Raw genomic sequence first — 13,233 nt, 5'->3', positions numbered from 1 at the left:
TTTATAATAGTCGTGTAATATGTTATGTGTCAATTCTTATGTTCCGCCTTCATCACTTCGATGATGTTGTGATCATCTATCTTAATCAATGTGGAGGCTGTAAGCTTTAGCCCATTAGGCTCTAATGCGTCAATAAACATCTGTCTGCTCTGCTCGGAAACGGAGTTGAAAACAATATTCCCGCCATCCTTCAGTCGGGATGCTATCTGCTTCATAATCTCAGCCATTTTTCCGCCATGTCCGCCAATAAAGACAGCATCAGGAGCAGGGTAGTCTGAGAGATCTAGCTCTGAAAAGTCTCCTATGACACCCTCTATACCTGGTGTTCCGAAGAGGGAGGCGTTATCCTGTAGTAGCTTCTCGCCCTCCGGCCGTTTCTCAAAAGAGATAATCTGAAGATGAGGAAATTGGAGCTTTGCCTCTATCGAGACCGATCCGGTGCAGAAACCAACATCCCAAAAGACTTTACGATAACGGAGATCTAGCATACTCATGGAAAGCAATCTTATCGGCATCTTCGTAATCATCTTTGCTCTCCCATTGAGTAAATGAAAGTCTCCCTCTGGGATACCAAAAGGGCGAGCTCTCTCTCGGGTGCGTTGTAGGATTAAGTTATTGGGGTATTCAAATGATTTGCCCACCACTTCATCCAAGTTCCATTCCGTCACCCGCTCCTTTTCGCTATTGCCTAGTAGTTCTCCGACTGCTATTCGATAGTTATCATATCCGTATTCGAGGAGACGTGCTGCTATGGTAGAGGGCGTATGAAGTTTATTGTCCGTCAGCACGCCTATCTTTTCATAACCCATAATAAGAGCTTCATCTAGCTTCTGCCATGGCCGGCCAGTAAGCGAAACAATGTGCATGTCCTGATATGGTAGCAAGAGTCTATGTGCTAATAGCTGTAGAGAATTGAAGTAGGGGTATAGCTTAACGTCAGCATCTGGTAATCGTCGTAAGACAGTGTTCCCAAAGCCAAAGAAAAGAGGGTCGCCTGAGGCAAAGATAACGATCTCATCAGCCCCCTCATACTGAGAAAAAACATTATCTAGAGGCACCGTAATCGGTACCCATGTATGCCTAGCTGGGAGATAAGGCTTCATAATCTCATAATGCCGTACTCCGCCAGAGAAGAAGTGCTGACGAGCTATTAGCTCATTAACCTCTGGGGAAAAGTGCTGCTCTCGGTTGTCATCAAGCCCTATCAAATGGATTTTCATCACTTATTACTCCTTTCTTATTACATATCTTCGCCAGGACGAAGGGCTGCAGCAGAATCAAATGTTAGGATAGAGTTAACCAAGGTTGCAGCTAAGTTGCTACCACCCTTTCGACCCTCTACTATAATCTTAGGGATATCTTTGAATGGTTTTACCATGTGTTTGGACTCTCGTACATTTACGAAGCCAACAGGAGCGGCTATAATACCAGTAGGTTTCGCCTTACCCTTACGAATCAAATCACATAGCTCAATTAAGGCAGTAGGGGCATTTCCAAATACAAATAGGGCATCGGGATGCTCCTCAACTGCTAGCCTGATACCTGCTTGAGTCCTAGTGATCTTTGCTTTTTCAGCCAGTTCTGCTACCCTAGGATCGTGAAGGTAGCACATGGCCTCAATATCCATACGGCTGAGGGCTCCCTTTCGGATCCCTGATACAACCATCGTAACGTCAGAGATAATATGTCTTACCTTCTTCGTCGCGAAGGCTTCGTGAAGAGTCTCAACGGCATTTTCATCAGTCATCACCACCTTCTCCATCTCGAAGTCGGCTGTTGTGTGGATCGCGTGTAGTAGAGCCCACTTTTTCCCAAGTGGAATGTCTTTATTTTGGAGTTCACTCTCAATGGTCTTGAAGCTGCGGATCATAATGTCCTGCCCAATTTTCTCTGACTCCTTCTTCTTAGAGCCATAATAACCACGAGGTGTTACAAATTTACCATTTACTAATTTGCTTTGTGAATTACCAATCAGTACGATGGTAAACATATCTGCAACCTCAGGGTCAAATTCTCCGAGAGTCGTCACAGTGACCTCCTGCTCTTCCCTGCCAGCTTGGCGTACTATGCCTACAGGTGTTTCAGGTGAGCGGTCATGCAGGAAGAGTTCTTGGAGTCGATAGAGCTGCCAAAAACGTCCTTTGCTTTTTGGATTGTAAATAGCGGTCACAAAATCCGCCTGTGCAGCAGCTATAATCCTCTGCTCAATCTTATCCCATGGAGTTAGTAAGTCTGAGAGGGAGATGATGCAGAAGTCGTGACCAATAGGAGCCCCCAGTAGAGCGGCGGCTTTTTGGAAAGCACTGATCCCAGGTAGTACCTCAAGGTCAATGTCGCTTTGTCTCTCTTCACGCATCTCATACACTAATGGAGCCATGCCATAGATACCAGCATCTCCGGAGCTAATGACACAGACAGTTTTCCCCATTTCTGCTTTTAAGAAGGCCTCTTCTGCACGCTCTCTTTCCTTCTTCATGCCTGTATCGATGCACTCAGCATCAGGTCTGATGACAGCTGAAATAAACTGGAAGTAATATTTGTATCCCACTATCACGTCAGAGGTTGCGACAGCCTCTAGTACGGCAGGTGTTATGTCCTCTTTTGATCCAGGGCCTATGCCCGCTATGATGATTTTTCCTTTCGACATTATATTGATTTTTTCGTCTTGGTTCCTAATAAATAAGTTGCTCCTCGCCCCATTAGCAAAGTTATCAAATTTCAGCGACAATATTTAGCTGATTCTTTGTAAAAAGAATAATCATATTCTCAATAAGCACTGGACAATTAACCTTTCAGTGGAAAATGCATCTAAATTGTAAATGAGTAAGTTCACTTGATATATTTATTTGTATGATGGAAAGTAAAAAATTTGGAATCTTATTGATTCTTATGCTGCTCTTAAGTAGTTGTGGTGTGAGTGGATACTACGGCAATCCACCTGCTCGCAGGGGGAAAGTCATTGTCGTAAAAGATCAACGACGTGGGCATCCTCGTAATAGATATGAGCAAAGGAGATATAGACTTTCTTCATCTGAATTTTCGGTAGTGTCCCCAAAAGTGTGTACGGCAGAATGCGTCTCTGAAAAGCAAACCTACATATTTTTTCGCTTTGTTTTCCATAAACATTAAAGATAGACCAATAAAGAATTAAGGCAAGGCTGTCGTAGCACCGCGGAGACACCGCCTTGCCGTATTCTTTTAGGTTGATATCTTTGTGTTGGAAAATAAAGCACATTGTTGTTATTTACTTTTCATTGTTCTTCCTAAGTCCAAGAGTTAGATCTCCTATTCTTTTCTTCAGATAGTTTGCATTGATTGCAATACTACCTATCAAGTGTAGAGCGGATTCTACGCTAGGTAATGCACATTTATATCGAGCCCCTTTCTTTACCTGTCTATTGAAGCGTTCTATCCAGTTAGTACTATGAATGTACTTGCGAACACTGACGTCGTATTTTAGGTATGTGAAGTAATACTCTATCCTCTGACCGTTAGCTATTTTTGTGAGAAAAGGATAGCTCTTACGCCATCTGAACGCAAAGTTTTTAAAGCTCTCTAGGCCATCTAAAGGTGAGCTTCTTGAGCCGTCTTTACTAAAGACCTCCTGTAGATCACTTGCGATGGCTGACTTATCTCGAGGGCGTATCTTTCGAGTTATTTCTCGCTGTAGATGCACCGTGCAGAGCTGGACTTCCACTTCTGTAAAGTGCTCACGTGCAACCTCTTCAATGTTATTCAACCCGTCTGAAATGATTAGTCCTACCTCTTCGAGTCCTCGGCTTTTTAGATCCTCAAAAAACTCGCCCCAGATGCCGCTTCCCTCTGTTGGATTATTATAGACACCCACGATGTCTCGACGTCCTTCGCTATCTAAACTCATCACTACAAAAAATGCCTCCTTGCTCACACTTTCTCCTCTCCGTACAGGAAGATATGTAGCATCGATAACAAGTGCCTCTAAAGTCCTCGGTAGACGTCTTTGACGCCACTCTTCTACTGCTTCTTGGGTCGATAAGGAGAGACGATTGATTTGACTCGTACTATAACGTTTACCATACAAACGCTCGAATACTCCAGAGATATCCTCCATCGTATTACCGCAGCTATATAGATAACCTGCTAGTTCTCCCATCTCTTTCTCTTGATCTTTGAGAACGCCTAAAATCAAGGGCATGAAGCCCTGCTGTCGAGTTCGGGGTACTCGTAATTCTAGCATATTACCACTCGCAAAGATGCGACGGGGGCGGTATCCATTGCTCACATCGCCACTATCTTCTTTATACAGTTCCCTCTCCCCTTGCATCGCTATTTCGATGATTAACTCCATTAAACGACCAACTCCATTTGGCTCTGTCATCACGTTTGATAGAATTTCCTTAAATTGCATTTGTGTAAGTCTCATCTTCTTGTTTATCTTTTGTTTTTAACTTTTCAAAGATAACATTCTTGGGACTTACACACTTTTTGGGGACAGTATCGAATTTTCTAGGTTATACTATCAGCTAAAAGTTTCCTCTTCTGATCATCAGAGACGTAGAGTAATACGTAATCTACCGAATAGGATAGTCTTAACCAGAAGGCAGTGTGCTGATATCTTATATCTCGAACGTTCTGAGAAACAAGCTTATAGAATCTATAAAGAGCTAATACCACACATCATGAATAGGCGAGATGCGGAGATGTTAGCAGATACATTCCGATCAAGGTCATATCGAGAGAAAGCGTTTCGATTAGCTCAGAGGGTTCCTCCCCATAATGCTCCTTACGGATATCCTCATAGGCGTTGACGCAGATTAATAAGGAGTCAAAAATGTATTTGCTTTTGCGTCTTTATTGAAAAGTTATCCTGTTAATCACCATCGTAGTGACTTAGGTTTTTTGATTGTGCTAATTAATAAAGTCAGGGTGTACATTATGTCTATTCGGACATAATGTACACCCTGAAAACTATAGTAATGAACTAACTTTATTAGTTGAAGTTGGCAGGGAAGAATATACCGGCAGGGAAACGAGTATAATTCTTGTAACCAGTTTTATATGGGGATACTGATGAATCAGGATTATCAAAATTAAAAACAGAGATTTCGTTAGTGACAAAGTCCCAACCAAACCCTTTAATTGTATTAATATATACATCGCCAGTGATTGGATGCACGCCTATTGCATTATACACAATGTTAGCATTTTCGACATAATCCTTTGTATTGACCATCATTTTAGTTGCTTTTTGGCTAAAGATGTGTCTATAAATAGTAAAACCACCATTATTGTAGTATAGGGTGTCGCCCTTAGCTGAGAATGCTGGAGTACTGGTCCAACCACGGCTTAGTCCACCTTCTGTTACTTCATTTTCTTGGATAGTCTTGTAAGTCTTGCTATCTAGTTTTATGAATTTACCAGGCTTACTTTCAACGGCTACCCATATGTTATCGTCCTTAGATTTCTCGATTCCTGTAACGTTAGCAGAAAAGGTTATGGTCTTTACGATCTCCATCTTATCGGCTTCAAAAACAAATAAGTCCTTTTTCTTGATGACAAAGACTTTGTTATTGGCTACCGCCATTCTATTCTTTTCAGCACCACTAGTCCCTTCTATTAATGTTAGCTTACCAGTAGTACTATCAAAGTGAGAAACACCACTATTGTCTCTGATGAAAATATTTTTATCATTTAGTACAGCAAGATGAGTAGGCCATCCCAGTTTGTACTTGCCTTTCTCGTCCTTCAATTCGTTATCAAATGCAACTTCCTTCTTCATGGTCTTGAGGTCAACTTTCACCAACATCCCTTCATTTTGGAAGGCATTACCCATCGCATTTGTACCTCCATTCTGAGATATAATCCACATCTTACCATCTTTGATGAAAAGATCTTGAGTCACATTACCAAGCTCTTTCCCATTAATAAGAGAGTATATGTTATTTATCACTTGCCCATCAGGAGAAATGTAAATTAATGATCCATTATCGGTGGTCATGTTACCTTCATTTAGTATAAGTGTGGAGAGTTTGTCTCCATATCCGACCTTTGGATCAGAAACGGACACTACCGCTACCGCTTCAAAGACGCGTCCTTTTTTGTCCCAACCCCTTAGTACTACTTCTTTTCTACCTAATGTCATATTGCTAGACGGAGCCTTTACATTAACATATTTATCAGGCTTATGAAGATTAACTTCCCAACCATCAGGTATGTTAGTAATCTGCATCTTTACGATGTTACTATAGGCTATACGCATTCTCTTCTGTTCTCCAGGTTTGAATACAAAGATAGGATTGTCAGCAGCTTCTGTAAAGTAAAGATGAGTGTCAGGTAGTTTTGGTATTTTTATTTCGGTGTCATCTGCGAGTATAAAAATCACTTCTTCATCTTCCTCAAGAATTTCTTTTATGAATCCCTCACCTTCAGCTTTAACTTCTTTGTTATTGGCATCTATGATACGTTTGCCATTAACAGTCCAGTATCCCTCTGCATCTATCCCAAGTTCAGGAGTCTTTCCATCGTTTCCTGGTTGACCTGGCTTTCCAGCTTCACCCTGCTTACCTGATACAGGAAGCTTGTCCCCATTATTATCGAGTAAGAAGTCAGTCTTACCATCTGTTGTGATGGTCCAGTAGTAATTGCCATCTTCTTCCTTTACACCAATCACTGGTACAGCCTTACCATCTTTTACTTCAATAGTTTTCCCATCACTAAAAGTGATTTTATAGCTATTCTTTCCAGTCTGTTCTTCGACTGCTGAGATATATTTCCCTTTGTTTAGGGCGTCAACAATTTCCTTTATTGCGGTTGTTTCCTTTTTGAGACCAGTTATATCGGTCTTGATAAGATCAATTTCTTTTCTGATCTCCGAATCATCATAAGCACAGCTATAAGCAAGCATTGCTGTGATGACGAGTACAAATACTCTTGTTAAATGTTTCATTTTAGTAAAATTTTAAAGTTTAGAATATGCTTTTTAATTTATTATTGTCTATATGCGTTTGTTAGTTTGCTGATGCTGGTACAAATTTGGATCCTAAAGGTCTACCTGACCAGTTACTCATATCATCTAAGAATGACCATCCATCCCAGCTACCATCTTTTAATACTCTACTAGAGGCCCCCCAGTTGGAGTAGCTCCAATCTTCGTTAAAGGAATCTTTTACCCAGTAACTCCAATAACCCTTGTACCAACCTGATAGCCAATGATCTTCAGAGTCAGAGTAGCTCCAATCATCGTAATTGTATGCATCAGTTTCAACAACTCCATCAGTGGGCATGAATTTACTGTCTTTATAAATCAAATAGTGTTTTCCAGTCTTATTTATATCATAACCAAGTCCTGCAATAGTATTGCCATACTGAGTCATATGTGTTAGGAAGATAAGTCTCTTGTCTGCTTTTACAATAGCCCTAAGCATATCAATACCGTGAGCGTCGCCATCCCAGCGGTAACCCCACACTAGAGCATCAGGACTTTTTCCATCGTGCCACTCAATGACTAGTGCTGCTTGCTTAGATCCATTACCAACCCAATACTCAATATCATCCATTGAAAAGTTGGGATCTCCATCACGCAGGCTCGCCAATGTTTTTTCAGGGATAGGAGAAAGTGTAGACTTTCCCCAATTGTATGGCTGACCTTGAACAAGGGTAGCATCGCTCTTATTATTATCTATCTCAGGAAGACTAGCATTGTCTGTACATGAGACACTCATCCATGCAAAAAGTGCAAAGAGTAAGCAGAGAATTGATTTTTTTTGTTTCATAATTTTAAATTTTAATACGTATTATAATTTAGTGTGATGTCGCAGAAATCTGTTTGTCAAGTAAGTGGAGATCTTCACCTCGGTCTACTTCTGTAGAACATTCTCCTAGCCATCCATTCTCTTGATTAACACCATTATAAACCTTGATAAAGTCTATTCCAGGTAGATGAACTGGATTTCCATCTTTATCAATAGCCCAGTCTATATCAATTGCAGCCCCATTCTCATTATTGGGTTTATTATCTACATAACCGTAGTTAAAGCTGTACAATACAAAATACACACCTCCATCATTGATGCCTGGGTTATATTTTCCTTCATTGATAGCATTCTCAGGCAATCGAATCCCCTTAAAGGTGATCTCATTATCCTTTATCCAACGTGGATAGTAGCTTTGGGTGTGATATACATTCTTGACTTTATATCCACTATTGCCCTTATTATCAGACCATGGGATATAATCTTTGATCGTGATATAGCTTGTTGGATTTTCAGGTTGAGCATCTTCTTCAGGATCTTCTTTTGTAGGTCGAGTATAGGTCATCTCATAATCACGATAGACCTCTACATCATTCCCATTTTCAACCGCTATATGATACCATGGCTCATTTTTAGAACTAAAGTTAGAGCTACCTTTGATCTCATACCATTCATCATCATCGGGCTTACCATTCATATTCTTGTCATACGCCACCATGATTATCCCAGGCTCACAGCTGCCTCCAGCAGGAGCATTAGGACGTTTATTGTCATGTGCTTGGAAGGCATTCCCATTGACTTTGAAGTCTTTCAATCCTTCTACATTCACGATGGTGTGATCAAAGCCGAAGATTACATAGCCACCCCAACCACCTAGAGTAATCATCCATGTGTCTTCGCCCACCAGCCATTTATTAGCCTTCTCTACCATATCTTCGTATGTATCTCCTTCTGAGTATTCAGGAAGTTTATTTACAAACTGTCCAGGAGCAGGCATATAATCAAATACCTTGCTGATATATGGTGAATAGTTGCCTGACTTTCGCTCGGCTGTAATATTTATAATTTCAGCTACAGCATTATTAATGAGTAGATGTAATTCATAATTACCTGATTCGTAAGTTAAGAAAGAAGCTGTCTTGTCCTCCACTAAACTTGCACGATAGAGCTTATTTTGATTAGAGACATTAGCTACGATTAGCTTAACGTCTTGCCCTGTAGGAATTGTAGTTAATAATGGAATCGTAAAGATTTTATGAATGGCTGTTTTGAGCTGTTGCTTTTCTTGTTTTGTGACTATCAAACTCTTTACTTCACTACTTCCCTTCTCATCTGTTACCTTGAGCAGGATTTGGTGCTCATCAGGGTTGGTAGAACTAAATGTATATTTAGCCTCTTGGCTTACTAGTTTTCCACCAACAAACCATTCAATCTTTGTTTTGCCAGTACTTGAGATAGATGGCTCTAGCAATAACTTTGCTCCAACAGGGAGTTCATATTTTTCTTTGATATTCGTAATGGTTGGTGGTAACCCTTTCTCAACTACTTTGATCTTAATAGTTTTTTCTGTCTTACCTCCTTCGTTATTGACTTCTACTTTGATGGTAAATTCATCAACTTTAGCAGAGGCGAATTTGTAGGATGGCTCATCGCCCACTTTCTTTCCATCGACGAACCACTGTACACTAATATCTCCAGCACCAACAATCTTAGGTTCAAGAATCAGCTCCTCATTCTGCTTTATGACATAGCTGTCCAGCAGACCGCTTATTACTGGTGGTGCCGTTTTGGTTAAAACGGTTAGTTTTGTTTCCTTCTTGTCCTGCCCGCCATCGTTAGAGACAATCAGAGTTAGCCTATAAACTCCAGGCGTCTTAGCCAAATAGGTGAGTTTGGATGTGGCTGCAACCTCTTTTCCATCTATAGCCCAGCTGTACTTAGCATTTAAGCCATTCGTAATGTTGGGCGTAATGGTTAAGATCTCCCCTTCTACTACGGCATATTCCTTTTCTAGGTTTTCGATCTGAGGTGGATTGATAATGATATCCTCTTTCTTATCAATCTTGACACACGAGGCTATAAGCAGCATTAGTACACTCGTGTAAATGATGGTTCTAGTTATCCGTTTCATATTTAATTATGTTTCTTTTTGGGTAATAGTGTAAAGTGTGCTGGTATGTTGCCAGCTCGTACCCGCCACTTCATTTCTCCGTATGGTGAAAAGCAGTATAGTGCTCCAGGTGTGACAAAGTTCCCAGCATCAGTGATGTATATATTTTTTGTGACAGGGTGTACCATTATTCCGTATGGCATCTCTATCAATTTATTAGTTCCATCCGTTATGATATTCTTTGTGACGATCTCATGAGTTAGAGTATTCACGATAGCGTAGGAAAAGGACCACTCACTTTTATTGATATAGCTGTATTCTGCCCCGTAGACATAGAGCAGATCATCATCCAACCAATAGTGTGTGGCCGATACTGGAATAGTATCTGTTACCTCTCCTTTTTTTCGATCAATAAAGTATAAGCGTGAGGGATAGCCCTTATAATCCCCTCTAGAACTGACCCATAGATCTCCTCTTTTGTCCGCACGTATTCTATGAAGATTCCATGCTACATCAATTCTCTTTTCTTCTGTAAATGTGGCAATGTCAATCACAGATACAGTGCGTTCATATCCTCTAAGGTCTCCAGCACCCATATATCCACCTGAATTGGCTACATATATCTTACCCTCTACTATCTCTAACTCATCTGGTTGAAATCCCACTAAGCATCTCCCAACGACCTGAAGTGTAGCGGTATCAACTTTGGCGACGTATCCGAGTTGAGTGTAGTTCGGGTCTATCTTGACGGGGCCTGCGTATGAGGTTACATACGCATAAGCACCATCAAACTTGATGTATCGGCAATTAGGGATCTCCACCTGTCCAATCCTTTTGGTAGTGTACGCATCCATGACCTCTACCTTATTCGAACAGTTAATGACAGCATATACTCTATTGCCATAGATTTTGATATCATTTCCCACATCTCCCATCTCTTTTGGGACGGTTGGATTGATTTCAGCATAGATGTTACGATGATATATACCTGTCTCGAACTCTAAAAAGTCTAAGGTGCTCTTATTGGAGCCCATATTTCCTTCGTTCAGAAGGTAGAACCCCACATAATCCTCCGCTGCTATAGGATCTGGAGTCAGTTTTTTCTCTTCGGAGAGAATCAGCTCCACATCTCCACGGCATGAGCTAATGAGTGGGACGACGAGACTCAATAGGAGTATCCAAAAATATATTCTCTGTTGATTTCTCATATTTCTATTGTTACGCTGAACTTGTAATTACGCTTTGGCATTGGGTAGTTGAGAATGACCTCATAGTCTTGATTAAGAAAGTTATTAACTTCAGCAGCTAGTCTGTAGTCTATTCCTTTCCATTTAAACGTTTTGACTAATGTCAAGTCGTTTGTGTACCATGGCTGCTCATAATCTTCTCTGATGTTAGCAGAGCTATGATACCGCTCACCTACGTATATAAAGCTATAATTGAGCTGCCAGCCACGCCAGAGCAGACTTCCCAATACCGAGCCACTATGCCATGGAATATAAGCTATCTGTCCTCCATAAGTGGTCTCTTGGAGGAAGGGGTTCTCTCTCTTCGTGAAGTCCCGGGCGTTCTGGTAGGTGTAGGTTAGTTTTAGATTGAGAGCTAACTCACTACCTAGTCTGAACGTACCAGAAGTCGCAAAGTCCATCCCCAGAATCTCCACATAGCCAAGGTTCATCATCATCCATCTATACTGACCACTTCCTTTGGGTACCGCAACGATCTTATCTGTTACCTTATTGAAGTAAAAGTCAGACTGTACATCCCATCCTTGGACAATCCCCTTATCATACTTCTGGGCATATTGAAATCCAATATTATACTGGTGCGTGTACTCTGGCTTAAGCTTAATATTGCCAATGTCGGTATAGTATAGGTCATTGAATGTCGGCATCCTAAAGATGTATTTATAAAATGCCCTTATGTTAAAGTCATAGTCCTCCCACGGCTTGTACGTGACAAATAGAGAAGGGGTCAGCTCGAACTTGTCTGGTGCTGACTCGGCCTCATCATCCTCGTGTACATTTCCTCTATCTATGTTCTCTCTTACAAATGTGGAGAGAAGACTTGCTTGAGATTTTATCTTATTTGTATCGATCGCAGTAGAGAGAGCTGTGAGCCACGTAAAACGTTTGGGATAGACGAATCCATCCATATCTGACTCGAGAGTATTATAAATCACATCTGAGGCCAGAGATACGTTCCACCACTCTTTGATCTTGTACCTATTAGCCATTGAGAGATACCACTCAATTTGATTGAATTGATTGTCAATGAGCATTAGAGTAGTATCAGGATTCACATAATGCATATAGTCGTAAGCCCACTTGGCGTTTACCTCAAAGCTATATCGATCTCCAATCGATTTGTTCAAAGAGCCTTGCACAAATAGGCTTCGATCCCATTGCCTCTGTGCGTGTTTGAAGACATTGTTAACGATAGCACCAGGGATCCCACGTTTGGAGTTGTAAAAGTATCCTTTTACTTTCCAATTCCCTTGTCTTAAGTCTCCATATAACCCTGCTTCTGCTCTGAGTGAGAGAATATCTCCATTCTGACGAATGGCTGTGGTATCATACATCACCTCATGAGTGGCAGGGTGTACCCGTCTGTATCGAAATTTATATTTACCTGATGATTTTACCAATTCGGCACTAGCAGACATCGAAACGTGGTCGCTAATCTTTTGCTCATAGTAAATGGCTGGATTGATAAGGTCAAACGAACCAGTCTTAAAGCTAGCCCTAATATGATATCTCTTGTCGCCCTTAAAAGATGGCGTCCTTGAGCGTAGGTAGACAGAACTTGCGGAGGCAAAGTCTTTTGCCGATTGCAGTGTCTCACTCTTTTGCCCATTGTATAGAGATATTTCCTCAATATTATCTAATGAGAACTTCCCTAGGTCCACCTGACCATTTTGTGCATTCCCTAGTTGTACACCGTCGTAAAAGACTCCGACATGATGGCTCCCCATACTTCTGACATTGATGGTCTTCAAACCACCTATGCCACCGTAGTCTTTGACCTGTACGCCCGAGAAATAACGAATCGCATCAGCAACGGAAAAACTACTTAGTTTTTTTAGCTCTGGACCATTTAGCCTTTGTGGAGGAATGATTTCATAAGGACGCTTTGCCACTACCTCTACATTAGGTAGTGCCATGTCCCATCTTACTGAATCCTCCTTGTTGTACTGAGCTTGTACGCGTAGCGTATTACCAAAAGCAAGAAGTAAAAGGGCGAGTGTCAAATACCCAACTCTTCTCTTTTGACCAATACATAAGGTATCAATCATCAATTTTTTGCACGGTTGTGAGCGTCATTAAGGGAAGAAAGAACGCATAATGATATTATGCTATCTTTATCGAACCTACCGCACTCTTAATCCCGAAA

Annotated in this window: 8 protein-coding genes; all 8 read right to left on the bottom strand. The window is 41.1% G+C overall.

What is annotated here, in order from left to right; genetic code table 11:
• Positions 1-29: 29 nt before the first annotated feature.
• Positions 30-1,220, bottom strand: a complete 1,191-nt coding sequence (cbiE, locus tag QYZ87_06985) for a precorrin-6y C5,15-methyltransferase (decarboxylating) subunit CbiE (GenBank protein ID MDN4754271.1) — start codon at positions 1,218-1,220, stop codon at positions 30-32.
• 20 nt (positions 1,221-1,240) lie between these two features.
• A complete protein-coding gene (gene cobJ / locus QYZ87_06980; protein ID MDN4754270.1) occupies positions 1,241-2,647 on the bottom strand; it encodes a precorrin-3B C(17)-methyltransferase in 1,407 nt (468 codons plus the stop codon).
• Between the two features lie 597 nt (positions 2,648-3,244).
• A complete protein-coding gene (locus QYZ87_06975; GenBank protein MDN4754269.1) occupies positions 3,245-4,387 on the bottom strand; it encodes an IS256 family transposase in 1,143 nt (380 codons plus the stop codon).
• Between the two features lie 582 nt (positions 4,388-4,969).
• On the bottom strand, positions 4,970-6,925 hold the full coding sequence (locus QYZ87_06970; GenBank protein ID MDN4754268.1) for a PL29 family lyase N-terminal domain-containing protein: 1,956 nt from the start codon (positions 6,923-6,925) through the stop codon (positions 4,970-4,972).
• A 61-nt stretch (positions 6,926-6,986) separates the two neighbouring features.
• The gene (locus QYZ87_06965) at positions 6,987-7,751 is read right to left on the bottom strand and encodes a hypothetical protein (GenBank protein MDN4754267.1); all 765 of its coding nucleotides are present in this window, start codon (positions 7,749-7,751) and stop codon (positions 6,987-6,989) included.
• 28 nt (positions 7,752-7,779) lie between these two features.
• Complete coding sequence (locus QYZ87_06960) at positions 7,780-9,861, bottom strand: PKD-like domain-containing protein (protein MDN4754266.1); 2,082 nt, start codon at positions 9,859-9,861, stop codon at positions 7,780-7,782.
• 2 nt (positions 9,862-9,863) lie between these two features.
• Entirely contained in the window at positions 9,864-11,048 is a 1,185-nt protein-coding gene (locus QYZ87_06955) for a YncE family protein (GenBank protein MDN4754265.1), read from the bottom strand.
• Complete coding sequence (locus tag QYZ87_06950; protein MDN4754264.1) at positions 11,045-13,135, bottom strand: TonB-dependent receptor plug domain-containing protein; 2,091 nt, start codon at positions 13,133-13,135, stop codon at positions 11,045-11,047. The genes QYZ87_06955 and QYZ87_06950 overlap by 4 nt, the downstream gene beginning before the upstream one ends.
• Positions 13,136-13,233: the final 98 nt, after the last annotated feature.

The sequence above is a fragment of the Porphyromonadaceae bacterium W3.11 genome (assembly GCA_030434245.1).
In the GTDB taxonomy this organism is placed as follows: domain Bacteria; phylum Bacteroidota; class Bacteroidia; order Bacteroidales; family Porphyromonadaceae; genus Porphyromonas_A.
Note: the sequence above shows the minus strand (reverse complement) of the source record. Positions and strands in the feature narration are given on the sequence as shown.